Genomic DNA, 25,930 nt, shown 5'->3' with positions numbered 1-25,930 from the left:
CCAAGCGTCTGACAAGGCGAACACGGGCGTAACCGGCGCGGGACTACCATGGTGCGACGCGTGTGGTGACATGCGGCTAATGGAAGCAGGAGGGCGTGGGCGGATCCACCCGGCATCATGTGATGTGTCGTGACATGCCGACCTGGCAGGGTGCTGTCGTGTTCACCGGCGCGGGGCGTCCATGAGCTCCCCCTCCGTCGAGCCCGGCACCAAGCTGGCCGAGCGTTTCAGGCTGGAAGACCGCGTCCACGAGTCGGGCGGGGCCACGCTGTGGAAGGCGATCGACGAGGTGCTCGCCCGTCCCGTCGCGGTCCACACCTTCGACGCCGGCTTCCCCCGCCTCGACGAGGTGGTGACGGCCGCCCGCACGGCCAGCAGGCTGACCGACCCCCGGCTCACCCAGGTCTTCGACGCCACCGAGGACGACGGCCGCGTCTACGTCGTCAGCGAGTGGGTGAGCGGCGAGAGCTTCGGCGACATGATCGCCGGTGGCCCGCTCGACCCGGAACGGGCCGCGGCGATGGTCGCCGAGGCCGCCGAGGCGATGGCCCACGCGCACGAGGCGGGCATCGCGCACCTGTGCCTGAGCCCCGACCACCTGGTGTGGACGGCGGGAAACACGGTCAAACTGCTCGGCCTGGGCGTCGACGCCGTCCTCGACGACGTCACCAGCGACGACCCGGCCCGTACCGACGCCGAGGGCCTCGGCCGTCTGTTGTACGCCGGGCTGACCGGTCACTGGCCCGGAGACGAGCGCTACAGCGGCGGGTTGCCCATCGCCCCCGTGGACGACGACCACTTCTGCACACCGCGACAGGTCACCGCGGGCGTCCCCGGCTACCTCGACACCATCACCTGCCGGACGATCCTGCCCGAGACCAAGCGCGCGCTGGAGCCGCTGGTCACGCCCGCCGAGGTCGCCGAGGCGCTGTCGTCGGTGGCGCGGCCCACCCCGCTGCCCATGCCGGCGCCGATGCCCATGACCTCGCTGCCGGTGGCGGCCTCCCCCTCGGAGGGCATCGGCACCGCGGCGCCCCAGCGGCCCGCCCCCGCCCAGCCGCCCTACCAGCCGCAGCAACAACCGCAGCGGCCCGCTCCCGCCCGCGGGGGAACGGCCAACAAGGTCGTCATGACGGTCGTCGTGCTGGTGATGATGGTGGTCGTGGGCCTGGGAGCCTGGGCTCTGGGCCGCAGCATCGGCAACGCCGGCACCCCGGACGCCGACCAGACCACCGCCGCCCCCAAGCCCACCGTGAGCGTCGCCACCCGCGAGGTGAAGCCCGACTCCGCCACCGGCTTCGACCCGCTGGGCGACGGGGAGGAGGGCAACAGGTGGGTCTCCGGCGCGATCGACGGCAAGAAGTCCACCGACTGGCACTCCGAGACGTACGACTCCGCCGACTTCGGAAATCTCAAGAAGGGCGTCGGCCTGCTGCTGGACATGGGCGAGAGCGTGCCGATCAAGGAGGTCTCGATCGACTTCGGCGGCACCTCGGGCGGCGCCGTGGAGCTCAGGCTGGGTGACAAGGCGGCGCTCGGCGACCTGGACGTGGCCCACAAGTTCGGCGGCGCGTCGGGCGAGAAGACCTACACGGCGGAGACCCCGAAGAAGAGCCGCTACGTCCTCGTCTGGTTCACCAAGATGCCCAACTACCAGGGCAGGTTCCGCGGCCAGGTGATGGAGGCGAAGATTCTCACGGTCAAGTGAGCCAGTATGGTTTGATCTGCTTTATGAGTCTTCTTGCCGATCATCGGAGAATTCATGGCACCATCTATCCCGTAGTGGTGTTCCCCCGGACCGGTATAGCAGGACTCTCCTTGTGAATTCCCCACCCGAGACCCCGCCGTCGGCGGCGCAGCAACAGGCGAAGGCCCCCGTGCCCGACGCCGAGTTGCTGACCCGCCACCTCGCCGGGGATCCGCACGCTTTCAGTGAGATAGTCAGGCGGCATCGAGACCGCATGTGGGCGGTCGCCCTGCGCACGCTGGGCGACCCCGACGAGGCGGCCGACGCCGTCCAGGACGCCTTCGTCTCGGCCTATCGCAAGGCCGCGAGCTTCCGCGGTGAGGCTGCCGTCACCACGTGGCTGCACCGCATCGTGGTCAACGCATGCCTCGACCGCATGCGCAGGAAATCCGTCCGCCCGGTGGCCGACGACGAGCTCGTCCAGGCCGCGGAGCGCGACACCCCCGTGCTCGACCAGACATCCGAGCGCGAGGTCTCCATGGAGGTGTCGGCGGCGCTGAAGCTGCTGCCGGCCGACCAGCGGGCCGCGCTCGTGCTCGTCGACATGATGGGGTACTCCATCGAGGACGCGGCACAGGTGCTCGAAGTGCCGAGCGGCACGGTGAAAAGCCGATGCGCGCGCGGCCGGGCGAAACTCGCCCCGATTCTTTCTCATCTACGGAACCGTTCCAACCTGTCTCGCGTCTCATCCGCGAAGGGAGCAGAACTTCGTGACGGGTGATACGCACTACGACCTGGAGATCCTGGCCGAACTGGCCGAGGGTCTCCTCGACACCGCCACGGCCATGCAGGTGCGCGAACATCTCGCGATCTGTGATCCCTGTGGCGAAAGCCTCGCCGACCTCGCGGCGGTCCGAGAGATGCTCGCGGCCACGCCCACCCCGGCGATGCCGATGGGGGTCGCGCTCAGGATCGACCGTGCGCTGGCGGCCGAGGCCGATAGCTTCCGTGGAGGTGGAGTTGGGCTGGTGGAAGCACCGGCCTGGGACGACATAATGCGCGACGCGCCATGGGAGACGGCGGCGCGCCAGGAGTCCGCGCCGTGGGAGAGCGTGCCTCTTCCCGAGCCGGAGCCCGAGCGTGAGCCCGAGCCGGTCGTGCGGCTGGGGGTCGTCGGCGACGACGGCACCATCGTGCCCGCCAAGCGGCGCAAGGCGACCCGGCGGCGCCGGTGGGCGATGCCCGCCGCCGCGGCGGGCATGGCCGCGGCGGTGATCGGGGCGACGGTCCTGGCGAACGGAACGCTCACCGCGTCCGGCCCGACCCGGGTGCCCTCGATCGCCGAGGCTGCGCCGGCGGAGACGATCCAGTACGCGCTGACCGACAGCAACTGGAACTACACCGACGCCGAGCTACGCGGGTCGCTGCTCGACTACATCGGGCCGGTGGCGATCAGCAGCTCCGCCGAGACGCCCGCCATCGACCAGTGCGTCCGCCAGGTCTCGGCGAAGGTCGGCAAGTCCCCGTTCGCCGTCGACCAGGGTTACTACAACGGGCAGGAGGCCAACATCCTGCTCTTCTGGCACAACCAGGCCAAGAACACGGTGCGGGTCCACGTCGTGGGACCGCAGTGCGACGACGTGCGCAAGCCCGGCTTCGCACACTGGAAGTGACCGGCACGCGACCACCCGCCAGGTGAGCTTCCGGGGCCTTCCGGCTCCGGTGGTCCCCACCCGGTGTGAAAGAGCCCGGCACGGAGAGATCCGTGCCGGGCCTTTCCGTTTCTCCCCGACGGGCCTTTCCGTTTCCCCCGATCCGACCGCTCCCGGCTGGGCATACACGGCCCTGCGGCGAGGCGGAACGCCGCCGGGCCCGGTGGGAATCAGGGACGCCTAGGATCTGTTGACGCGGTTGGCATCGACACCAGGGAAAGGCACAGCAGTGGCAGACGTCCGGAATGTAATCATCATCGGGTCGGGTCCCGCCGGTTACACAGCGGCGGTGTACTCTGCGCGCGCCGACCTCAAGCCGCTGGTCTTCGAGGGCTCGGTCACCGCGGGCGGCGCTCTCATGAACACCACCGAGGTGGAGAACTACCCGGGCTTCTCCGACGGCATCATGGGGCCCGACCTCATGGACGCGATGCGCAAGCAGGCGGAACGGTTCGGCGCCGACCTGGTCGCCGACGACGTGGTCGAGGTCGACCTGACCGTGACGCCCAAGGTCGTCAAGACCGCCACCGACACCTACCTCGCCAAGTCCGTCATCCTGGCCACCGGCTCCGGTTACCGCGAGCTGGGCGTGCCCAACGAGAAGCGCCTGTCGGGCCACGGCGTGTCGTGGTGTGCAACGTGTGACGGCTTCTTCTTCCGCGGCCAGGACATCGTGGTCGTCGGCGGCGGTGACACCGCCATGGAGGAGGCCATCTTCCTGACCCGGTTCGCCGGATCGGTGACCGTCGTGCACCGCCGCGACGAACTGCGCGCCAGCAAGATCATGCAGGACCGCGCGTTCGCCAACGAGAAGATCCGCTTCGTCTGGGACAGCGAGGTCGTCGACGTGCTGGGCGACGCCAAGGTGAGCGGCGTGCGCGTGCGCAACCTCAAGACCGGCGAGGAGAGCGAGATCGCGGCCACCGGCCTGTTCATCGCGATCGGGCACGACCCGCGCAACGAGCTGTTCAAGGGCCAGATCGAGCTCGACGACGAGGGTTACGTCAAGGTCGAGGCCCCCTCCACCCGGACGAACCTGGACGGCGTCTTCGCCGCGGGCGACGTCGTCGACCACACCTACCGCCAGGCGATCACCGCTGCGGGCACCGGCTGCGCCGCGTCCCTCGACGCCGAGCGCTGGCTGACCGAGTACCACGACAACTGACGCCGACCGACACAGGGAGAGCAGGAACCTTGGGCAGCATCAAGAACGTGACGGAGGCCAGCTTCGCCGCCGACGTCCTCAAGAGCGACAAGCCCGTGATCGTCGACTTCTGGGCCGAGTGGTGCGGCCCGTGCCGCCAGGTCGCGCCGATCCTGGAGGAGATCGCCGGCGAGCAGGCCGACAAGCTGACCATCGTCAAGCTGAACGTCGACGAGAATCCGGCCATCGCCACCGAATACGGCGTACTCCAGATTCCCACCCTGAACGTCTACAAGAACGGAGAGGTCGTGAAGCAGATCATCGGCGCCAAGCCGAAGGCCATGCTGCTTCGCGAGCTCGAGGGCATCATCTAGCCCCCTGCGGCTGTCGCACCCCACGGCGCCACGCCGTACCACCGCTTCCGAGCGGCAACCCACCCACGGGAAGAGCCCCCGCCGGACGGCGGGGGCTCTTCCACGCTCGGAACACCTTCGTCCGAGGGAGCGCCGGGGGAACCCCTCCACCGCGGGAAAGCGAAGTCGAGACGGAGATGGCGCCGGGACAGGGCCCGGACGGAGAACGAAGCCGAACCGGCGCCGAACTGGAGGACCGGGCCGGAGCCGAGTGGAAGACGGGCCGGGCGGGAGCCAGGCCGAGCGGGAGGCAGACCGACGCCGGGCCGGAGGCGGGCCGGTGAGGAGGGCGGGCCGAGGACGGGCCGAGGACGGGCGCCTTCCCGGGAGGGCCCAGGTCGTCTCAGACCGGCCGCAGGGCCCGTTCCGGGGTCATGGACCCGAGAAGCCTCTCCAGTGCCACCTCGACGTCCTCACGCCATGAGATGGCGTTCTTGAGCTCCAGCCGGAGCCGCGGGAATCGCAGATGGGGTCGTACCGTCTTGAATCCCACCGAGAGCAGGTAGTCGGCGGGCATGAGGCACGCACCCGGCTGCTCCCACTTCAGGTCGCCGAACGCCTCGATCGCCCGCACCCCGCGCCGCGTCAGATCCTTGGCCACGCCCTGGACGAGCATCCGGCCCAGGCCGCCGCCGGAGAACTCGGGGATGATGTGCGCGGTCATCAGCAGCACCGCGTCGGCGCTGACCGGGGAGGTCGGGAACGCCACCGAACGCGGAACATAGTGCGGCGGCGCGTAGAGCACGAACCCGGCCGCCACACCGTCGACATAGACGATCTTGCCGCAGCTGCCCCACTCCAGGAGGGTGGAGGAGATCCACGCCTCCTTCTCCAAGCCGGGATCACCCACCTCCATCGCCCGGTTCCCGTTGACGGGATCGAGCTCCCAGAAGACGCACCGCCGGCAGCGGTGCGGCAGGTCGTCGAGATTGTCGAGGGTGACGTTTGCCAGCCGACGCGACACCTGTTGGCCCCAATCCTGGCGAGACGAGTGCAAGCCATGGCGAAAAACGCGCGAAAACGGCGTCTCCAGCTGGCATCGTAGCTCAGAGGGGGGCGTGGTTTCAGGGTGTCCCGTCCCCACACGCAGGCGACCACCACCACTGACGTACCCTGGTTTCTCTGGTATGAGCATTCGTGCTCCACATGATCTAGGAGGTGGACCGTGCCCCAAGACTCAGATCACGGTCAGACCATCGCGGCTCACGGGTCGCGTATCGACCCCCACGTCGATCGGTACGCAGCACGAGCTGCCGGGATGGTCGCCTCCGAGGTTCGAGCTCTTTTCTCCGTCGCGTCGCGGCCCGAGGTGGTCTCGCTCGCCGGCGGCATGCCCTACGTCACCGCCCTCCCGCTCGACGTGGTGGGCGACCTGGTCTCCGACCTGGTGGCCCGGCGCGGGCCCGTCGCGTTGCAGTACGGCTCCGGCCAGGGCGATCCGCACCTTCGTGAGCAGATCTGCGACGTCATGCGCATGGAGGGGATCGAGGCCAACGCCGACGACGTCGTCGTGACCGTCGGCTCCCAGCAGGCGCTCGACCTCGTCACCCGGATCTTCATCGACCCGGGTGACGTGATCCTCGCCGAAGGCCCCTCCTACGTCGGAGCGCTGGGCACCTTCTCCGCGTACCAGGCCAAGGTCATCCACATCGCCATGGACGACGAGGGGATCGTTCCCGAGTCGCTGGCCCAGACCATCTACGCGCTGCGGAGCGCGGGCAACCGCATCAAGTTCCTCTACACGATCCCCACCTTCCAGAACCCCGCCGGGGTGACGCTCAACGCGGTGCGCAGGCAGCAGGTTCTGGAGATCTGCCAGCGGGCGGGCGTGCTGATCGTCGAGGACAACCCCTACGGCATGCTCGGCTTCGACGGCGAGCCCATGCGGGCACTGCGCGCCGACAGCGCCGACGGAGTCGTCTATCTCGGCTCGTTCTCCAAGACCCTGGCCCCGGGCTTCCGGGTCGGCTGGGCACTGGCGCCGCACGCCGTCCGCGACAAGCTGGTGCTGGCGATGGAATCGGCGGTGCTGTCGCACTCCACCTTCACCCAGCTCGCCGTCGGGCAGTATCTCGCCACCCAGCCGTGGCGTGAGCAGATCAAGAACTTCCGGGAGCTCTACCGCGAGCGCCGCGACACCATGCTGTCCTCCCTGGAAGCCCTGATGCCCGCCGGAGTCACCTGGACCCGCCCCGGTGGCGGCTTCTTCGTCTGGGCGACCCTTCCGGAAGGGCTCGACTCCAAGGCGCTGCTGCCGCGCGCGGTGGCCGAGCGGGTGGCCTTCGTGCCGGGCACCGGTTTCTTCGCCGACGGCGGCGGCGCGCGCCAGATACGCCTGTCGTACTGCTACCCGGAGCCCGAGCGCATCCGTGAAGGTGTCCGGCGCCTGGCCGGTGTGATCGAGCAGGAGCTTCGCCTGCGCGACACGTTCGGCACCGGATCGCCGCCGGAGCACATCGGGGTCGACACGCCGGGCCCCGATCTCGCCTGACCGTTCCCGGTTTCGGTGACTGTCCCGGCTTCCCGGCTCGGGTGACCGGCAGCGGTTTCGGGGACTGTCCCGGTTTCCGCTCTATCGGCAACGGCTTCGGGTGGCCGGCGACGGCCCGGAGGGCCGTGAGCCGCCGCTGCCGGAATCGCGATCTGAACCGGGGCCGCCGGAGCCGGGAGGTGACGTCATCGGGCTGAACGGCCTCCGCAGCCGGGGCGTCCGTCAACACGGGTGCCCTCGGCGTGGCCCTCATCCCTCCGGTGCCGTACGGTGACTTCCTGCGGTGGCGTACGGAGACTTCCCGTGCCGGTGCGCGGCGGGCGACTTGGTCCGCGGCCGGGGCCGGGCGGCGCGCCGCCCGGCAACCGGACAGGCTCGGAGCGGGCCATAGCGAGAGGTAACTTCGGATGAGTGATCTGGGCCACGTGCTCGTCCTGGCGGGCGGGCTCTCCTACGAGCGTGAGGTCTCCCTGCGCTCGGGGCGCCGGGTGAGCGAGGTGCTCCAGGCGGCGGGCATATCCGTGGAGACCCGTGACACCGACGCGTCGCTGGTCCCCTCGGTGCTCGCCGACCCGCCGGACGCGGTCTTCGTCACCCTGCACGGAGGCGCGGGCGAAGACGGGGCCATCCGCTCGGTCCTGGAGCTGCTGTCGGTCCCTTACGTCGGCGCCGATCCCGACGCTTGCCGGGTCGCCTACGACAAGCCCACCGCGAAGGCGGTCGTCCGCTCCGTGGGGCTGCGCACCCCCGAATCCGTGACCCTCCCCAAGGAGACCTTCCACGACCTCGGCGCCACCGCGGTGCTCGCCCGCATCGTGGAGCGCCTGGGCCTGCCGCTGTTCGTCAAGCCGGCTCGCGGCGGTTCGGCGCTGGGCGCCTCGGTCGTCCGCGAAGCCGCGGATCTCCCCGCGGCCATGGTCGGCTGCTTCGCCTATGGCGACACCGCGCTGATCGAACGCTGCGTCGAGGGCGTCGAGGTCGCCGTCTCCGTGGTCGACCTCGGTGACGGGCCGGTCGCCCTGCCCCCGGTGGAGATCGTGCCCGACGCGGGCGTCTACGACTACGCCGCCCGCTACACCGCCGGGCACACCGAGTTCTTCGCCCCCGCCCGCCTCTCGCCCGAGGTCATGGAGGCGTGTGCCCGGATGGCCGTGACCGCGCACACGGCTCTCGGCCTGCGCGACATCTCGCGTACCGACATCATCGTCGACGGCGCCGGGCTGCCCCACTTCCTCGAAGTGAACGTCGCCCCGGGCATGACCGAGACCTCCCTCCTCCCCATGGCCGCCGAGGCCGCGGGCGACGACCTCGGCACTCTCTGCCGCGTCCTCCTCGAACGGGCCGCGGCCCGCGGCGCCTGAGCGTCACACCGGTCCGGGGTCGGGCCCGGCGTTCGGCCCTGTATCCGGGGACGGCGCCGGGGGCCGGAGATCAGCCCCGCCGAGACGCCCTCGCCGGAGACAGCCCTGTCGAAACGCCTTCGCCGGAGCCGACCCCGCCGAGACGATCTCTCCCGGAGCCGGGCCTGGCGGGACCTCTCGTCGGAGGCGTCCCGCCGAGGCCGGCTCCGCCGTGGACAGGGCGGAGGGACAGCACGTGGGGACCGGCCGGGTGACGCCCCTCGCCGTCTCCCGGCCGTTCTTCGCACCTCCGGTGGACACTCCGGGGCGGAGAGGGAGGGCGGGGGCGTGACGGCTCCCTCCTTACGCTGATCCTGTTCCCCTTACGCTGATCCTGTGCCGACATCCACTCTCTTCCCCAAGAGCTTCGCCAGCGACAACCACACGGGTGTACACCCGGCGATCCTCGCCGCCATCCTCGACGCCAACACCGGTGACGCCCCCGCGTACGGGGATGACCCGTGGACGGAGGCGATGCGGAACGCCTTCCGCGAGGAGTTCGGTGCCCAGGCGACGGCCTACCCGATGTTCAACGGCACCGGCGCCAACGTCGTCGGGCTCGGGCTCGCCCTACGCCCCTATGACGCGGTGCTCTGCCCGGAGAGCGCGCACATCAATACCAGCGAGTGCGGTGCGGCCGAGCGCGTGCTCGGAACCAAGCTGATCCCCCTGCCCACAGCGGACGGGAAGATCGGCGTCGACGATGTCCGCGGGCGGCTCGGCGCGGTGGGCAACGTGCAGCACTCCCAGCCCCGGGTGATCTCCATCTCCCAGGTGACCGAGTGCGGTACCTGCTACACCGCCGAGGAAATCACCGAGCTCGCGGACTTCGCCCACGCGCACGGCCTCTTCCTCCACATGGACGGCTCCCGGCTGGCGAACGCCGCCGCCGAGCTGGGATGCTCGATGCGATCCCTCACCACCGACGCGGGGGTGGATCTGCTCAGCTTCGGCGGCACCAAGAACGGCGCCATGGGGGCCGAAGCACTCGTCGTGCTCCGCCCCGAACTGGACGGCCCGGCCCTGTTCCTCCGCAAGCAGGGCATGCAGCTCGCTTCCAAGATGCGTTACGTCTCCGCCCAGCTGACCGCCCTCCTTCGCGACGGTCTGTGGCGGGAGAACGCCGCCCACGCCAACGCCATGGCCCACCGTCTGGCCGACGGCGTCACCGGGCTTCCCGGCGTCTCGCTGCGTTACCCCGTCCAGTCGAACGCCGTCTTCCCCGTCCTGCCCGAGAAGGCCATCGCGGAGCTTCAGCGGCGTTACCTGTTCCACGTCTGGGACGCGGCCGAGAACGTGGTCCGTTGGGTCACCTCTTTCGACACCACTCCCGAACACGTCGACGCCTTCCTCGCCGACATCCGGCTCGTGGTCCACGAGGTGACCGGCGATTGATCGACCGTTGTTTCACGTGAAACGAACGCCTTCCAACGAGCACCGTTTCACGTGAAACACGGGTGCGTGATCCTCCGCGTCTCGACCTATCGGGCGTGCCGGCCTACTCGGCGGGCCGGCTCTCCCCGGAGCGACCGGCCGATCACCACGCAGGCACGCACAGCCGGTGACACGCGGACGGGCTTCGCTGTTTCACGTGAAACAGCGAAGCCCGTCCGCAGCGGAGAGGCCGTGAGCCGGCGGTCTACCCTTCCGGTTCCTGCATCGTCCCGGGGGCCATCGTGCTGAGGATCCGCTCCAGGTCGTCGATGGTCGCGAACTCCACCACGATGCGTCCCTTACGCCGGCCGAAGTCGACCTTCACCCGGGTCTCGAAACGGTCGGAGAGGCGGTCGGCCAGGTGCCGGAGAGCGGGCTCCTCGGCGGGTTTCTCCCGGGGAGCCCTCGGAGCGGGCGCCGCCGCGGCCTTGGCGTCGCCCAGCGCGACGATCTCCTCGACCTCGCGCACCGACAGGAGTTCGGCCGCGATCCGGTCGGCCAGATGTTCCTGGGCCGCGGGGTCGTCCAGACGGAGCAGTGCCCGCGCGTGACCCGCGCTGATCGTGCCCGCCGCGACGCGGCGCTGCACCCGCGCAGGCAGCTTCAGCAGCCGGAGCGTGTTGGTGACGTGAGACCTGGAGCGGCCGATGCGGGTGGCGAGCTGCTCGTGGGTCGCACCGAAGTCGTCAAGGAGCTGCTCGTAGGCCGCCGCCTCCTCCAGGGCGTTGAGCTGCTCGCGCTGGAGGTTCTCGATGAGCGCGTCCAGCAGGAGCTTGTCCTCCTGGGTGCTCCGTACGATCGCGGGAATGTCGGAGAGCCCGGCGAGCTGCGCGGCACGCCAACGGCGCTCCCCCATGATCAGCTCGTAGCGTCCCTCGTCCACCGGACGGACCACGACCGGCTGGAGCAGGCCGACCTCGCGGATCGAGGCGGCCAGTTCGTCCAGGGCCTCGTTGTCGAAGATCTCCCGGGGCTGACGCGGGTTGGGTGCGATGTCCTTGACCGGGATCTCCAGGAAGTAGGCACCCGCGACCGGCTTGAGGCCGGGCGGTTCCGCCGACTCCGTGACGACCATCGTCGCGGTCGCCGCCGGCGCCGCGCCGCGCACCACGGGCGGCCCCGTGGGGATGAGGGCCGCCAGGCCCTTGCCGCCCATCCCTCTCGGCTGCTTACTCACTGCCTCTCCTCCGGCTCAATGTTCTCCGCCATCAGTGGCTTCCCGGGCCGATGACGCCGCGAATCCCCCGGCGCTCACACGGCCGCGCCACGGTACGCCATCTCGCGTGCGGCGTCCATGTAGGCCATCGCACCACTGGATCCCGGGTCGTACGTCACGACCGACTGCCCGTAGCTGGGAGCCTCCGAGACGCGGACGCTCCGCGGGATCAGCGTACTCAGCACCGAGCCGCCGAAGTGGGAACGCACCTCCTCGGCGACCTGGGAGGCGAGCCGGGTGCGTCCGTCGTACATCGTCAGCAGGATGGTGGACAGATCCAGCGACGGGTTCAGATGGGCACGGACCAGATCGACGTTCCTCAGCAGCTGGCCGAGCCCTTCCAGGGCGTAGTACTCGCACTGGATGGGAACCAGCAGCTCGGTCGCGGCCATCAGCGCGTTGACGGTCAGCAGACCGAGCGAGGGCGGGCAGTCGATGAAGACGTAGTCGAGCTCGGTCTCCTTGTAGGCGGCCAGCGCGCGCTGCAGGCGGGCCTCGCGCGCCACCATGGAGACCAGTTCGATCTCGGCACCGGCCAGGTCGATCGTCGCGGGGGCACAGTAGAGGTTCGGCATGTCTGGAACCGGCTTGACGGCCTCCACCAGCGGCAGGTCCTCCACGAGCACCTTGTACATGTCCGGCACGTCACCGCGGTGTTCGATGGACAGCGCCGTCGAGGCGTTGCCCTGCGGGTCGAGGTCGACCACCAGGACCCGCTGGCCGTGCATGGAAAGGGCGGCGGCCAGGTTCACCGAGGTCGTGGTCTTCCCCACCCCGCCTTTCTGGTTGGCGACGGTGAAGATGCGGGTCTTCGGCGGACGGGGCCAGTCGTCGCCGCGGGCTCCGAGGGAGCCGCCGGGAGTGACCTGGTTCTGCTGGGCCGGTGTTTCACGTGAAACCACTGAGCTGAGTGCCTCTCGTACCAGCGGCGAGTCGCCGGGGTTAAGGGGGGTCGGGGTCACGGTCGTCGTCCTTTCAACCGGCGTGGTCGAGGCACCGGGGGGCGATGCCGGCCAGCCCAGACCGGAAGGGCGTTCACGGGGTGCGGCGACGGGAGGGGCGGGCCAGCCGAGGCCACCCGTCGTTCCGACGATCGCACCTACACGGTCATCCACTGGCCTCGTACTCGCTTCGCTCGGTTCAACCTACTGGCCTCGCGTCTGCCTGCCTCGCGAGGGGCGATCCTTCCGGCGAGAGGTCTTCCGGGGTCCCTCGGGAACCCGACCGGCGACCACTCGGATGAGAGTTGCGGGCGGCTCGACCTTACCGTGCCCGACCGAGACAAGCTCGGCGGTTCGCACACCACTCGACCGCAATTGTCCCTCGGCGTCCGCCAGTTCCTCCGCCGCCCGTTCACCCTTCATCGCGAGCAGTTCGCCGCCTTCACGCAGGAGCGGCAGAGCCCATTTCAGCAGACGGTCGAGCGGCGCCACCGCACGGGCCGACGCGACGTCGAACTCTCTCCTGCCCGCGAACTCCTCGGCCCGGCCGCGCAGCACCTCGACGTTGCCGAGCTTCAGCGACTCCACGCACTCCTCCAGGAAGACCGTCCGGCGCAGGAGCGGTTCCAGGAGGGTGACGGTGATGTCGGGCCGGACGATCGCCAGAACCAGGCCCGGAAGGCCGGCACCCGAGCCGATGTCGACCAGTCGGACGTCCCGGGGGACCGCCTCGGCGACCACTGCGCAGTTGAGCAGATGGCGGTCCCAGACGCGCGGTACCTCACGCGGGCCGAGCAGCCCGCGCACCACTCCCGGACCGGCCAGCAGCTCCGCGAACGCCTCCGCTCGGGACCACGCCTCACCGGTGAACACCTCGCGCGCGACCTCGGGCGGATCGGGGATCTGGTCACTCACTCGACGCTCACTCTTCCTTGAAACTGTCGGGGTCGGGCGGTCTCAAGGCTAACGGCCCACCTCGGCAGCGACGTACAGCGGCAAGCGATGACTCCTCCGTTCTCGGAAAGGAGCGACTTCTTGTCAGACCGCTCACACGGCACGGAACCGAAAACCGACTCACACGGCACGGAACCGAAAGGAGCGGCTTCTCGCCAGGCCGCTCACGCGCCACGGAAAAGGCCGCCGCCCCGGAGACCCGGGAGCGGCGGCCTTTCCAGCCCGTCGCGGCGGGCGGAGTCGTTCTTCTCATGTCCGGGCGAGCACCCGCCCGGCGGCGTCAGGCGGGGAGGACGACCACGAAGCGGCGGGGTTCCTCACCCTCGGACTCGCTCCGCAGACCGGCCGCGGCGACCGCGTCGTGCACGATCTTGCGCTCGAACGGGGTCATCGGCTGCAGCGACTTGGGCTCCCCGTTCCGCTTGACGTCCGCGGCGACCTTGGCGCCGAGCTCGCTCAGCTCGGTGCGGCGGCGGTCGCGGTAGCCGCCGATGTCGAGCATGAGACGGGAGCGCTCACCGGTCTGGCGGTGGACCGCGAGGCGGGTCAGCTCCTGGATGGCCTCCAGCACCTCGCCGTTGGGCCCCACCAGGTCGACGCCCTTGACGTCGACGACCGACACCACGGCGCGATCGCCCTCGACGTCCATGTCGATGTCACCGTCGATGTCGGCGATGTCGAGCAGACCCTCGACGTAGTCCGCCGCGATCTCACCTTCCTGCTCCAGGGCGGCGAGATCGGGAACCGCCTTCGCGGGCTCCTTCTCGGTCTCGGTCACGTCCGGCCACTCCTTCGTGCTTCGTGATGGGTCGTCAGGGCTTCTTGCTGCCGGTCCGCTTGCTACGGGGCTGGCGGGTGGGCTGCCGGCGGGTCACCTTGGGCTCCGGAGCGGACGGCGCCTCGGGCTCGGGTGCGTTCTTCCTGACCTTACCGAGCAGCCCCGGCTTGGCCTCGGAGACCGCGGTGCCGCCCTTGGGACCGCCCTTGACGTCGGCCTTGGCGTCGGCCGTGTGCGGGTTGCGGCTGTAGAACCAGTGCTGCTGGCCCAGGGTCCACAGGTTGGTGGTCACCCAGTACAGGATCAGGCCCAGGGGGAAGTTCAGCGAGAAGACGGCGAACAGCGGCGAGATGTACATCAGGATCTTCTGCTGCTGCGCCATCGGGTTGTCCGGCATCTGCGCGATCGAGCGCGTCACGCTCTGCCGGACGGTGAGGAACGTCGTCAGCGAGCTGATCGCGACGAAGATGACGAGCACGATCTTGGTGACGACCGGGTCGGCGTCCAGCTTGATGATGTCGGCCGAGCTCGTGAAGAACGTCGCCGGGATGGGCGCGCCGAAGATGTGGGCGGCCCGGGCGCTGTCGACGAGCTCCTGCGTCATGCCGAACTTGGCCTGGCCCGCGGCCATGGCCTGCAGCACGGTGAACATCGAGATGAAGATCGGGAACTGCGCCAGGATCGGCAGGCAGCCACCCAACGGGTTGGCACCCTGCCCCTGGTACAGCGCCATGACCTCCTGGTTCATCCGCTGCTTGTCGTGCTGGTAGCGCTTGCGGATCTCCTGGACCTTGGGCGCCAGCTCCTGCATCTTCTTCGACGAGCGCATCTGCTTGAGGAAGAGCGGGAAGATCAGCAGCCGCATCAGCACGGTCAGCGTGACGATGGTCAGCGCCCAGTTGAGCCCGCTGTCCTTCGGCAGGAATGTGCTGTAGCCCTGGTGGATCCAGGTGATTACTTGGGCGACGGCCGTGTACAGCCAGTTCAGCCAGGACAGCTCCACCGAGCTAGCTCCCTTGCGTGTTGTCGGACCGGCCCGGGCGTGGGGGCACCGGGTCAAAGCCTCCGGGATGGAATGGGTGGCAACGCCCGATTCTCCGGATCGTCAACCATGTGCCGCGCAGCGCGCCGTGAACGGCCACGGCCTCCAGGCCGTAGGCACTGCACGAGGGGTGGAAACGGCAACGGGGGCCCAGCAGCGGGCTCACGAAGGCCCGGTAGAACCGGATCGGAGCCATCAGGATCCTGGCGGCCGGGGAGGCCCCGGTGATCTGCTGCGCCGTCATCATCGCCCATCCGTGCGAGCCTTCGAGGGCTCTCGCCGCCTGAGTAAACGATCCAGCGCGACGTCGAGTTCGGCGGCAAGGCGCTCGCTTCGCGCGGACGCGGCCGGTGGATTGGCGCGTACAACCAGCAGGCTACCTCGTGGGAGCCGGTCGAGGCGGTCTCGCATGAGGTGTCTCAGCCGGCGTTTGACCCGGTTCCGGACGACCGCGCCTCCTACGGCGCGGCTCACCACGAATCCCACCAGGGGCGGCTCGTCGTTCTTTTCGCGCATGCCGAAATGCGCGACCAGGGTGGGACGGCCTGCTCGGCTTCCCTTTCTGACCGCGCCGGCGAACTCCTCGCCCCGGCGCATGCGGGACCCGGACGGCAACACCAGAGACCTTGACGACCCAGGGCAGATACGGCTATCGCCCGCCGGGATCCGACCGGCGGGCGACCAGGCGCTACTGCCTCGGCCCGGCGGACCGGGCTCGGCGGACGCGTCAGACGGTGATCTCGGCGCGGCCCTTGCGGCGGCGGGCGGCCAGGATGGCGCGGCCGGCGCGGGTGCGCATGCGGAGCCGGAAGCCGTGGGTCTTCGCGCGGCGGCGGTTGTTCGGCTGGAAAGTACGCTTGCTCACGAGTGGGCTCCAGGCTAAAAGGCCATCCCCAGCACATGGGGACGAGCACATGGGGACGCTCGACAACGGCTGGCCTATCTGGTTGCGGGGCATGCGAAATAGCCGCCGCGTGATAAGCCGACCGTCGTACGTTACGGGTCAGGCGTGCCCCAGGTCAAACCGGAGAGCACGCGGCTATAGGTTATCCGCGTTTCCACAGGCACCTCGTCACCGGTGCCCCGCCGTCCACAGCAGGTGCACTCTGTCCCCTCCGCACTGCCACTAGGCTGTGGACAACGTCTTGTACACAGGCTGTGGACAGGGCTGCCGCCGGCCCTTCCAAACCCTCCCTCCACTGCGAGGACGCGTCGGGCCGCGGGTGGAAGGGCTGTGCACACCCTGTGGATTCGATGTGGATTTCACACGGCCCCGAAGGGGCCACGGGAACGCCGGCATGTGGACAACGGTGGGATCCGGGGCGCCCGGTGGCTGCCGGTGCGGACGAAACGGATCGCGGTGAGCTCAGACGGAGACCGCGGGGAGGAGGAGGGCCGGACCATGGACGGAACGGACCTCAGCGCGGTGTGGGCAAGGGCACTGGAGAACTCCCTGAACGCGAGCGTTCCGTCCCAGCAGCGCGTCTGGCTCGGCCTGACCAGGCCCTTCGGCTACATGAACGACACCGTGGTGCTCGCCGCGCCGAGTGACTTCGCCAGGGACGTGCTGGAGGACAAGCTCCTCCCGCTCATCAGCCACGCGCTCTCCCAGGAGTTCGGCCGGCCGATGCGCGTGGCGGTCATGGTCGACCCCAGCGCGGCGGGCCAGGAGCCGGGGCTCGCCTCCCGGAAGGACCCCTACCCCGCCTCTCCCCCGCCGGGATATCCCCAGGCGGGTGGTTCCTCCCAGGATTACGCGCAGCCCGCGGCGTCCCAGCACCCCGGCGGTGCGGGGTCCGCGGCCCCCTACTCCGGCTCGGGCCAGGCGGGGGCGTCGTCCGACGGCTACCCGCAGCGCGGGCCGCAGGAGCGGCAGTTCTCCTATCCCTTCCAGCAGGCCGACAAGCCCGCGCAGCCGTACCTGCCGGGGGAGCCGGCGGCCGGCTCCCCGCAGGGGGAGCCGGACCGGGGGTTCGGCCGCGGCGGCTACTCCCCACAGGCGTCCCCGCCTCGCCCGGAGGGCGACGACGGCTTCACCCGCGGCACACCACCCGCGGCACCGGGCCAGGGCGGCGCGCAGAACAGATGGGACGGCCGCGCCGGGCGTGCCCAGGGCGAACCGGCCAGGCTGAATCCGAAGTACACCTTCGAGACCTTCGTCATCGGTTCCAGCAACCGCTTCGCCCACGCGGCGGCGGTAGCGGTGGCCGAGGCGCCCGCCAAGGCGTACAACCCGCTGTTCATCTACGGCGACTCCGGCCTGGGCAAGACCCACCTGCTGCACGCGATCGGCCACTACGCGCAGAGTCTCTACGACGGCGCGCGGGTGCGGTACGTGAGCTCCGAGGAGTTCACCAACGACTTCATCAACTCCATCCGCGACCACAAGGCCGACAACTTCCGCAGCCGTTACCGGGCCGTGGACATCCTGCTCGTGGACGACATCCAGTTCCTGGAGGGCAAGGAGCAGACACAGGAGGAGTTCTTCCACACGTTCAACACCCTGCACAACTCCAACAAGCAGATCGTCATCTCCAGCGACCGGGCGCCCAAGCAGCTGGTCACCCTGGAGGACCGGTTGCGCAACCGGTTCGAGTGGGGGCTGATCACCGACGTCCAGCCGCCCGAGCTGGAGACCCGCATCGCGATCCTCCGCAAGAAGGCGATCCAGGAGGGGCTCGCCGCGCCGGGTGACGTGCTGGAGTACATCGCCAGCCGGATCTCCACCAACATCCGCGAACTGGAGGGCGCCCTCATCCGGGTGACCGCCTTCGCCAGCCTCAACCGGCAGTCGGTCGACCTGCAGCTCACCGAGGTCGTGCTCAAGGACCTGATCACCGAGGACGCGGGTTCGGAGATCACCGTCGCCACGATCATGGCGTCCACGGCCACTTATTTCGGCCTGTCGATCGACGACCTGTGCGGCGGCTCGCGCTCGCGGGTGCTGGTGACCGCGCGGCAGATCGCCATGTATCTGTGCCGGGAGCTCACCGACATGTCGCTGCCGAAGATCGGCCAGCAGTTCGGCGGTCGTGACCACACCACGGTGATGCACGCCGACCGCAAGATCCGCTCATTGATGGCCGAGCGCCGCTCGATCTACAACCAGGTCAACGAGCTCACCACGAGGATCAAGCAGCAGTCGCGAAACGGGTGAGTTGCTCATTTCGTGATACACAGGCTGTGGAAAACCTTGTGGATCAGCCCTCCCCGGCGGCCGGGGGCAGCCAACCATGATCATCTGAGAACGCACTGGTCCGAACCCTGTTCGGCACCTGGGGATAACCCTGGGGAGAACCTGGGGATAAGTTGGGGACAACCTGTGGATAGTCTGTGGACGCCCTGTGGGAAGAGTTTTCCACAGGGACAAAACGACTTCTTACCCCGTGGACAACCTGGGGAAACCTTGTGGATAACCAGTGGATAGACGACCCATGATCTGGGGACGGCCTGTGGGAAACCAGCGCTCCTCCACAGGCCGCCGAGTTGTCCACACCGTCCACCCACAGGGTCGGTGGACAAAAACAGGGCACCTGAGCTGCGGAAACAACGGTTTTCCACAGTATCCACCGCCCCTAATACGATGACCACTTCTCTCTCTAACAGGGAAACCGAAAACCCATAGAGGGGTCCCGGGGAGCGCATGTGCGGGACAGTGAACACTTCAACCCCAGGCACCGAGCGGACGGCGCTCGATACACAGGAGGCAGATCCACGTGATGTTCCGGGTCGAACGAGACGTGCTCGCCGAGGCGGTGGCATGGACGGCGCGCAGCCTGCCGGCGCGTCCCTCCGTGCCGGTGCTCGCCGGCATGCGCCTTGAGGTCACGGAGAGCGGCCAGCTCAAACTCTCGGGCTTCGACTACGAGGTCTCCGCGGAGGTGACCCTCGAGCTGCAGACGGGCGAGCCGGGTGTCGTGCTCGTCTCCGGCAAGCTCCTGGCGGAGATCACCCGGGCGCTCCCCGCGCAGCCGGTGGACTTCGTCGTGGAAGGCGCCAAGGCCGTCGTCACCTGTGGCAGCGCGCGCTTCACACTGCTGACCATGCCTGTGGAGGACTACCCCTCCCTGCCGGTCATGCCCCCGGCGGCCGGCCGGGTGGGCAGCGACGTGTTCGCCTCGGCCGTCGGCCAGGTCGCCGTCGCCGCGGGCAAGGACGACACCCTGCCGATGCTCACCGGCGTGCGCGTGGAGATCGAGGGCGACACCGTCACCCTCGCCGCGACCGACCGCTACCGGCTGGCCGTGCGCGAGCTGAAGTGGCAGCCGGGCCAGCCCGACTTCTCGGCGATCGCGATGATCCCCGGCAAGACCCTCGCCGACACGGCCAAGGCCCTGGGCGGTACCGGGGCCGAGGTCGAGATCGCGATGAGCTCCGTCGGCGGCACCGGTGAGGGGATGATCGGCTTCTCCAGCGCGGGCCGGCGCACCACCACCCGCCTGCTGGACCCGGAGTTCCCCAAGTACCGCTCCCTGCTGCCGACCGAGTTCTCCGCCCGCGCCGACCTGCCGACGGGTGCCTTCGTCGAGGCCGTCAAGCGCGTGGCCCTGGTCGCCGAGCGCAACACCCCGGTCCGGATGGCCTTCCGCGGCGACGAGGTCGTGCTGGAGGCCGGGACCGGCGACGAGGCGCAGGCGGTCGAGGTGCTGCCCGTGGACTTCGAGGGCGACGACATCAACATCGCTTTCAACCACCAGTTCCTGCTGGAGGGCCTGGGCGCCATCGACTCCGACGTGGCGCGCCTGCAGATGACCACGTCCACCAAGCCGGCCATCCTCACCGGTGGCAAGCCCGTGGAGGACGGCCACGTCCCCGACTACCGTTACCTGATCATGCCCATCCGCCTGTCCAGCTGATGCCGGCCGAGCGCACGCCCGCCCCGGGGCCGGGCGACCGGGCCCGTCCACAGGGTGTGGACGGGCCGCGGTCCGCGGCGGCCCCGGGGCCCGGCGGACGCCGGACATGGCTCAAGGCGGCGCTCAACGGCGCCAGGAGGCCCGGTGAGCACCCGGCCCTGCCCCTGAGCCCCCCACAGCTCGCCGAGGCGGCGCGTGAGGCCCGTGAGGCGGGTGCGGACGCCGTGCACCTGCACGCGCGTGACGAGGCCGGGAGCGAGTCGCTCAGCGCCGTCCACATCGGGGCGGCGGTACACGCCGTCCGGCGGGCGTGCCCGGGGCTCCCGGTGGGGGTGAGCACCGGGCTGTGGATGACCGGCGGGGACGTGACGGCGCGACGGGAGGCCGTCCTGGGGTGGGCGGCGCTGCCGCCCGCCGCGCTGCCGGACTTCGCCTCCGTCAACCTCTCCGAACCCGGCTTCACGGACATGTGGCATGATCTGCGACGGCTCGGAGTGGGTGTGGAGGCCGGGGTGTGGTCCGTGGACGACGCCGACGCACTCGCCGCGACCGGGCTGGAGTGCACGCGGGTTCTCGTCGAGATCATCGACGGCGCCGCCGACACCGCCGTCCCCCGGGCGCACGCGGTCCTCGACCGCCTCACCGAACGGGACGTCCGCGGTCCGCGGCTCCTCCACGGAGAGGAGGGGCCGGCATGGATTCTCCTGGACGAGGCGGGGAAGCTTGGACTGGCCACGCGCATCGGCCTGGAGGACGTCCTCCACAGCCCTGTGGGTGACCCGGTCGGGGGAAACGCCGACCTGGTACGGCTAGCGCGGGCACGCCTGGCATAGGTGGATGATGGAACCCTGAAGGGGGTGCTCGTATGCAGATCGGCATGGTCGGGCTGGGCAAGATGGGCGGCAACATGGCCGAGCGCCTGCGCCGCGGCGGCCACGAGGTCGTCGGTTACGACCGCGATCCGGGGGTCAGCGACGTCGCGAGCCTGAAGGACCTCGTCGAGCGGCTGGAGGCGCCGCGGGCCGTGTGGGTCATGGTCCCGGCCGGTGACCCGACCCACGCGACGATCCGGGAGCTCGGCAACCTGCTGTCGGCCGGCGACATCGTGATCGACGGCGGCAACTCGCATTACGTGGACGACCAGCGGCACGGCGCCGAGCTCGGCGGCCGGGGCATCGGGTTCGTCGACTGCGGGGTGAGCGGCGGCGTCTGGGGCCTGCAGAACGGCTACGCCCTGATGGTCGGCGGCGAGAAGGGCGACATCGAGCGGCTGATGCCGATCTTCGAGACGCTCAAGCCCGAGCAGGACGGCTTCGTGCACGCCGGCGCGGTCGGCGCGGGCCACTTCGCCAAGATGGTCCACAACGGCATCGAGTACGGCATGATGCAGGCATTCGCCGAGGGCTGGGAACTGCTGGAGGCGTCCGACGTCGTGACCGACGTCCCCGGTGCCTTCAAGAGCTGGCGCAACGGCACGGTCATCCGCTCCTGGCTGCTCGACCTGCTGGTCCGCGCACTGGACGAGGACCCGGCGCTGGCGGAGCTGCGGGGCTACGCGCAAGACTCCGGCGAGGGCCGCTGGACGGTCCAGGCGGCCGTCGACCACGCGGTCCCGCTGCCGGTGATCACCGCCGCCCTGTACGCCCGGTTCGCCTCCCGCCAGGACGACTCGCCGGCGATGAAGGTCGTCGCGGCCCTGCGCAACCAGTTCGGCGGCCACGCGGTCTCCGCGAAGGAGGGCCAGGTCGGCAAGGGGGCGGACGCCCCCGGCGCCGACGTCGAGCCGCCCGCCGAGGCGACCGGCTGACCGCGCCGTGTCCCGGGCGCGCGGTCCTCGTGCGCGCCCGCGACACGGCCGACTAGTCTTCCTGGGGTGCATGTCGCCCATCTCTCCCTGACCGACTTCCGGTCCTACGAAACCGTCGACCTGGCCATGGAGCCGGGGGTCACGGCGTTCGTGGGTCCCAACGGGGTGGGCAAGACCAACCTGGTCGAGGCCCTGGGCTACGTGGCCACGCAGTCGAGCCACCGGGTCGCCAACGACGGGCCGCTGGTCCGGCAGGGTGCGAGCCGGGCGATCGTCCGTTCGGTGGTGGTGCGCGACGACCGGCGGGCCCTGATCGAGCTGGAGATCAACCCCGGCCGGGCCAACCGGGCCAGGCTGAACCGCTCGCCGGTGCCCCGCCCGCGCGACGTGGCCGGGATGCTCCGCACGGTGCTGTTCGCCCCCGAGGACCTCGCCATGGTCAAGGGCGACCCCGCCGAGCGCCGCCGTTTCCTCGACGACCTCCTGGTGGTCAGGACGCCCCGGTTCGCCGGGGTCCGCGCCGACTACGAGCGGGTGCTCAAGCAGCGCGGGGCCCTGCTCCGCACCGCGGCGCAGGCCAGGCGGGGCGGCGGCCGGAGCCCGCGCCGCGCCGAGAGTGACTCCGCCTTCGCCGCGGCCGGCGCCGGAGACCCGCTGAGCACCCTGGAGGTGTGGGACGCCCACCTGGCCCGGCACGGCGCCGAACTGCTCGCCGCCAGGCTCGACCTGGTCGAGGCGCTGCGTCCGCTGGTCGCCGCCTCGTACGCCGCCCTGGCGCCCGGGTCCGACGCCGCCTGCCTGGAGTACCGGGGCACGCTGCCCGCGGGTGAGGGCACCGACCGGGCGGCGCTCGCCGAGGCGCTGCGCGCGGCTCTGCTGGAGGTGCGCGCCGCCGAGTTGGAGCGCGGCGTCACGCTGGTCGGCCCGCACCGCGACGACCTGTTCCTGGGCCTGGGAGACCTGCCCGCGCGCGGTTACGCCAGCCACGGCGAGTCGTGGTCGTTCGCGCTGGCGCTCAGGCTGGCCGCCTACGACCTGCTCCGCGCCGACGGCGGCGACCCGGTGCTGGTCCTGGACGACGTCTTCGCCGAACTCGACAGCAGGCGCCGGCGCAGCCTGGCCGAGATGGTCGCCCCGGCAGAGCAGGTGCTGATCACCGCCGCGGTTCCCGACGACGTCCCGGCCGAGCTGGTCGGGTCCCGGTTCGACGTGACGGAGGGAGGCGTGTCCCGTGTCCGATGAGATGACCGGAACGTCCGAGGCCGCCGCGGCGGCCCCGGACGGCGGGGTGGGGACACCGGCGAGCGTCGCGACCCGGGGGGCGGCCGCCGCCCGGGAGAAGCTGGCCCAGGCCAAGGCCGACGCCGCCAGACGGGGACAGCTGCCGCGCAGCGAGCCCCGGCGCAGGGCCCGCGGGCCACGACGCGACGCGGGCGACCCCCAGCTCCTCGGCCGGGCCATCACCGACCTGCTGGCCGCCCGCGGCTGGGAGCAGCCCGTCGCGGTGGGCGGGGTCTTCGGCCGCTGGCACCAGATCGTCGGTCCCGACATGGCGGCCCACACCAGGCCCGAGTCGTTCGCCGACGGCGAGGTCGTGGTGGTCGCCGACTCCACGGCCTGGGCGACGCAGGTGCGCCTGCTGGCGAAAACCCTCGTCAGGCGGCTGAACGAGGAGCTCGGAGACGGAACGGTACGGCTGGTCAAGGTGCGCGGGCCGCAGAACGGCCCCCGTCCAGGGGGCGGGCTGAGGGTGACCGGGAGTCGCGGCCCGGGTGACACGTACGGCTGATCCGTCACCGCGAGTAGGGGCGGCTCATCACTCAGAAACGGATCAGCGGCTCCTCTGGGGCCATGACCCTCCTCCCTGTGGGGGGATGCCCAAGAACATGATCGTCGCGCGACAGGCCGTTCCAGGGGCCGTCAATGCCACATGATGTGTTCTGACCCGCTAGAATGAAATCGAATTCCGGACACGTCCGTTTGCGTGTCACCCCGGCGTCCGTGCCGACTCCCCCGGGTGAACGCATCGGGGCATTCACGACGGTGACGGGCACGGCGGGGCAATGCGTTGTACTCGCCGCGTGTCCGCGGCAGGAGGATTTCGCACTTGTCCTACGACGCTAGCTCAATCACCGTCCTCGAAGGACTTGAGGCGGTCCGCAAGCGCCCTGGTATGTACATCGGCTCAACCGGTGAACGTGGTCTCCACCACCTCGTCTACGAGGTCGTGGACAACTCCGTCGACGAGGCCCTGGCCGGTCACGCCGACCGGATCGAGATCACCCTGCTCGCCGACAACGGCGTACGGGTCATCGACAACGGCCGCGGCATCCCCGTCGGCATCGTGGAGGCCGAAGGCCGCCCGGCCGTCGAGGTCGTCCTGACCGTGCTGCACGCCGGCGGCAAGTTCGACAGCAAGTCCTACGCGGTCTCCGGCGGCCTGCACGGCGTCGGCGTCTCCGTGGTGAACGCGCTGTCCACCAAGCTCGAGGTGGAGATCCGCCGCGACGGGCACCACTGGCGGCAGAGCTACTCCGAGTCCAAGCCGACCGGACCGTTGGTCAAGGGCGAGGAGACCGACGAGACCGGCACCTCGATCACCTTCTGGGCGGACGGCTCCATCTTCGAGACCACCACCTGGAACTTCGAGACCCTCTCGCGCCGCTTCCAGGAGATGGCCTTCCTGAACAAGGGCCTGACGATCTCCCTGCGGGACGAGCGGCCCGACCACATCAACGGCGAGCCCAAAGAGGTCACCTACCACTACGAGGGCGGCCTGTCCGACTTCGTCACGCACCTCAACTCCAAGAAGGAGCCGGCCCACCTGTCGGTCATCGACTTCGAGGAGCAGGGCGAGGGCATCGCGGTCGAGATCGCCATGCAGTGGAACAGCTCCTACACGGAGTCGGTCTACACCTTCGCCAACACGATCAACACGGCCGAGGGCGGCACCCACGAGGAGGGCTTCCGCGCGGCGCTGACGTCCATCGTCAACCGCTACGCGCGCGAGCAGAGGTTCCTCAAGGAGGGCAAGGACGACAACCTCGCCGGTGAGGACATCCGCGAGGGCCTGACCGCGATCATCTCGGTGAAGCTGGCCGACCCGCAGTTCGAGGGCCAGACCAAGACCAAGCTCGGCAACACCGAGGCCAAGTCGTTCGTCCAGAAGGCCTGCAACGACCACCTGCGTGACTGGTTCGAGCGCAACCCGGGCGAGGCCAAGGAGATCATCAGCAAGTCCCTGCAGGCCGCCCGTGCCCGGCTCGCGGCCCGCCAGGCCCGCGACCTGACCCGGCGCAAGTCGCTGCTGGAGTCGGGTTCCGGCCTGCCCGGCAAGCTGGCCGACTGCCAGTGGAGCGATCCGGAGAAGTGCGAGCTGTTCATCGTCGAGGGCGACTCGGCGGGCGGCTCGGCCAAGGGCGGTCGTGACTCGCGCTTCCAGGCCATCCTGCCGATCCGCGGCAAGATCCTGAACGTCGAGAAGGCCCGCATCGACAAGGTCCTCAAGAACAACGAGGTCCAGGCGCTGATCACGGCCATGGGCACCGGCGTCCACGACGAGTTCGACCTGGCCAAGCTGCGTTACCACAAGCTGATCCTGATGGCCGACGCCGACGTCGACGGCCAGCACATCACGACGCTGCTGCTGACGCTGCTGTTCCGCTTCATGCGTCCGCTGATCGAGGCCGGGCACGTCTACCTGTCCTGCCCGCCGCTCTACAAGATCAAGTGGGACCGCAAGGGCGACGACGCGTCCTACGCCTACTCCGACGCCGAGCGCGACGTGATCATCGCCGACGGCGTCGGCCGGGGCAAGCGCGACCCCCGCTCGCACGACGGCATCCAGCGGTTCAAGGGTCTGGGCGAGATGAACGCCGCCCAGCTGTGGGAGACCACGATGAACCCCGACACCAGGCTGCTGCGCCAGGTCACCCTGGATGACGCGGCCCAGGCCGACGACCTGTTCAGCGTGCTGATGGGCGAGGACGTCGAGGCGCGCCGGTCCTTCATCATCCGCAACGCGCGCGACGTGCGCTTCCTCGACGTGTAAGAGA

General features: G+C 69.9%; 24 protein-coding genes. 15 read left to right on the top strand and 9 right to left on the bottom strand.

What is annotated here, in order from left to right; all coding sequences use genetic code 11:
• Positions 1-181: 181 nt before the first annotated feature.
• From F4562_RS17380 to trxA, 5 genes are all read left to right on the top strand, one after another.
• A complete protein-coding gene (locus F4562_RS17380) occupies positions 182-1,708 on the top strand; it encodes a protein kinase family protein (RefSeq protein WP_184543406.1) in 1,527 nt (508 codons plus the stop codon).
• A 112-nt stretch (positions 1,709-1,820) separates the two neighbouring features.
• A complete protein-coding gene (gene sigM / locus F4562_RS17375; RefSeq protein ID WP_184543407.1) occupies positions 1,821-2,468 on the top strand; it encodes an RNA polymerase sigma factor SigM in 648 nt (215 codons plus the stop codon).
• On the top strand, positions 2,458-3,360 hold the full coding sequence (locus F4562_RS17370) for a zf-HC2 domain-containing protein (RefSeq protein ID WP_184543408.1): 903 nt from the start codon (positions 2,458-2,460) through the stop codon (positions 3,358-3,360). The genes sigM and F4562_RS17370 overlap by 11 nt, the downstream gene beginning before the upstream one ends.
• A gap of 268 nt (positions 3,361-3,628) precedes the next feature.
• Complete coding sequence (gene trxB, locus F4562_RS17365) at positions 3,629-4,564, top strand: thioredoxin-disulfide reductase (RefSeq protein ID WP_184543409.1); 936 nt, start codon at positions 3,629-3,631, stop codon at positions 4,562-4,564.
• A gap of 29 nt (positions 4,565-4,593) precedes the next feature.
• On the top strand, positions 4,594-4,917 hold the full coding sequence (gene trxA, locus F4562_RS17360; RefSeq protein WP_184543410.1) for a thioredoxin: 324 nt from the start codon (positions 4,594-4,596) through the stop codon (positions 4,915-4,917).
• Between the two features lie 382 nt (positions 4,918-5,299).
• Here the strand turns inward: trxA and F4562_RS17355 are convergent, their stop codons facing one another.
• A complete protein-coding gene (locus F4562_RS17355) occupies positions 5,300-5,920 on the bottom strand; it encodes a GNAT family N-acetyltransferase (protein WP_184543412.1) in 621 nt (206 codons plus the stop codon).
• Positions 5,921-6,214: 294 nt separating this feature from the next.
• Between F4562_RS17355 and F4562_RS17350 the strand changes: the two genes are divergently transcribed.
• The 3 genes from F4562_RS17350 to F4562_RS17340 all read left to right on the top strand — a co-directional run bounded on the left by F4562_RS17350 (position 6,215) and on the right by F4562_RS17340 (position 10,242).
• Positions 6,215-7,447 (top strand): aminotransferase-like domain-containing protein, encoded by a 1,233-nt coding sequence (locus F4562_RS17350; RefSeq protein WP_221207277.1) that lies wholly within the window; start codon positions 6,215-6,217, stop codon positions 7,445-7,447.
• A 407-nt stretch (positions 7,448-7,854) separates the two neighbouring features.
• Entirely contained in the window at positions 7,855-8,808 is a 954-nt protein-coding gene (locus tag F4562_RS17345; RefSeq protein WP_184543416.1) for a D-alanine--D-alanine ligase family protein, read from the top strand.
• 375 nt (positions 8,809-9,183) lie between these two features.
• On the top strand, positions 9,184-10,242 hold the full coding sequence (locus F4562_RS17340; protein WP_184543418.1) for a threonine aldolase family protein: 1,059 nt from the start codon (positions 9,184-9,186) through the stop codon (positions 10,240-10,242).
• A gap of 244 nt (positions 10,243-10,486) precedes the next feature.
• Here F4562_RS17340 and F4562_RS17335 read toward each other — a convergent pair whose 3' ends face one another.
• From F4562_RS17335 to rpmH, 8 genes are all read right to left on the bottom strand, one after another.
• Positions 10,487-11,458 (bottom strand): ParB/RepB/Spo0J family partition protein, encoded by a 972-nt coding sequence (locus F4562_RS17335; protein WP_184543420.1) that lies wholly within the window; start codon positions 11,456-11,458, stop codon positions 10,487-10,489.
• Positions 11,459-11,532: 74 nt separating this feature from the next.
• Positions 11,533-12,399: a ParA family protein gene (locus F4562_RS17330; protein WP_311734078.1), complete on the bottom strand. Its 867-nt coding sequence runs from the start codon at positions 12,397-12,399 to the stop codon at positions 11,533-11,535.
• Between the two features lie 243 nt (positions 12,400-12,642).
• Positions 12,643-13,353: a 16S rRNA (guanine(527)-N(7))-methyltransferase RsmG gene (rsmG, locus tag F4562_RS17325; protein WP_184543422.1), complete on the bottom strand. Its 711-nt coding sequence runs from the start codon at positions 13,351-13,353 to the stop codon at positions 12,643-12,645.
• A 319-nt stretch (positions 13,354-13,672) separates the two neighbouring features.
• On the bottom strand, positions 13,673-14,170 hold the full coding sequence (locus tag F4562_RS17320) for a Jag family protein (RefSeq protein WP_184543424.1): 498 nt from the start codon (positions 14,168-14,170) through the stop codon (positions 13,673-13,675).
• Between the two features lie 34 nt (positions 14,171-14,204).
• The gene (yidC, locus tag F4562_RS17315) at positions 14,205-15,173 is read right to left on the bottom strand and encodes a membrane protein insertase YidC (RefSeq protein WP_184543426.1); all 969 of its coding nucleotides are present in this window, start codon (positions 15,171-15,173) and stop codon (positions 14,205-14,207) included.
• 4 nt (positions 15,174-15,177) lie between these two features.
• A complete protein-coding gene (gene yidD / locus F4562_RS17310) occupies positions 15,178-15,456 on the bottom strand; it encodes a membrane protein insertion efficiency factor YidD (protein ID WP_184543564.1) in 279 nt (92 codons plus the stop codon).
• Complete coding sequence (gene rnpA, locus F4562_RS17305) at positions 15,456-15,830, bottom strand: ribonuclease P protein component (protein ID WP_184543428.1); 375 nt, start codon at positions 15,828-15,830, stop codon at positions 15,456-15,458. Before rnpA ends, yidD begins: the two co-directional genes overlap by 1 nt.
• A 109-nt stretch (positions 15,831-15,939) precedes the next feature.
• Positions 15,940-16,077 (bottom strand): 50S ribosomal protein L34, encoded by a 138-nt coding sequence (gene rpmH / locus F4562_RS17300; protein ID WP_184543430.1) that lies wholly within the window; start codon positions 16,075-16,077, stop codon positions 15,940-15,942.
• Between the two features lie 537 nt (positions 16,078-16,614).
• Between rpmH and dnaA the strand changes: the two genes are divergently transcribed.
• The 7 genes from dnaA (at position 16,615) to gyrB (ending at position 25,926) form a co-directional block, all read left to right on the top strand.
• The gene (dnaA, locus tag F4562_RS17295) at positions 16,615-18,369 is read left to right on the top strand and encodes a chromosomal replication initiator protein DnaA (RefSeq protein WP_184543432.1); all 1,755 of its coding nucleotides are present in this window, start codon (positions 16,615-16,617) and stop codon (positions 18,367-18,369) included.
• Positions 18,370-18,928: 559 nt separating this feature from the next.
• The gene (gene dnaN / locus F4562_RS17290; RefSeq protein ID WP_184543434.1) at positions 18,929-20,068 is read left to right on the top strand and encodes a DNA polymerase III subunit beta; all 1,140 of its coding nucleotides are present in this window, start codon (positions 18,929-18,931) and stop codon (positions 20,066-20,068) included.
• On the top strand, positions 20,068-20,901 hold the full coding sequence (locus F4562_RS17285; protein ID WP_184543436.1) for a 3-keto-5-aminohexanoate cleavage protein: 834 nt from the start codon (positions 20,068-20,070) through the stop codon (positions 20,899-20,901). The genes dnaN and F4562_RS17285 overlap by 1 nt, the downstream gene beginning before the upstream one ends.
• A 32-nt stretch (positions 20,902-20,933) precedes the next feature.
• Entirely contained in the window at positions 20,934-21,875 is a 942-nt protein-coding gene (gene gnd / locus F4562_RS17280; RefSeq protein ID WP_184543438.1) for a phosphogluconate dehydrogenase (NAD(+)-dependent, decarboxylating), read from the top strand.
• Between the two features lie 66 nt (positions 21,876-21,941).
• Positions 21,942-23,117 (top strand): DNA replication/repair protein RecF, encoded by a 1,176-nt coding sequence (gene recF, locus F4562_RS17275; protein ID WP_184543440.1) that lies wholly within the window; start codon positions 21,942-21,944, stop codon positions 23,115-23,117.
• Positions 23,107-23,664: a DciA family protein gene (locus tag F4562_RS17270; RefSeq protein ID WP_311734079.1), complete on the top strand. Its 558-nt coding sequence runs from the start codon at positions 23,107-23,109 to the stop codon at positions 23,662-23,664. The genes recF and F4562_RS17270 overlap by 11 nt, the downstream gene beginning before the upstream one ends.
• 318 nt (positions 23,665-23,982) lie before the next feature.
• Positions 23,983-25,926: a DNA topoisomerase (ATP-hydrolyzing) subunit B gene (gene gyrB / locus F4562_RS17265; protein ID WP_184543442.1), complete on the top strand. Its 1,944-nt coding sequence runs from the start codon at positions 23,983-23,985 to the stop codon at positions 25,924-25,926.
• The last annotated feature ends 4 nt before the right edge of the window (positions 25,927-25,930 follow it).

The sequence above is a fragment of the Streptosporangium becharense genome, assembly GCF_014204985.1.
GTDB classification, from domain to species: domain Bacteria; phylum Actinomycetota; class Actinomycetes; order Streptosporangiales; family Streptosporangiaceae; genus Streptosporangium; species Streptosporangium becharense.
This window is presented reverse-complemented; position numbering and strand designations above follow the sequence as displayed.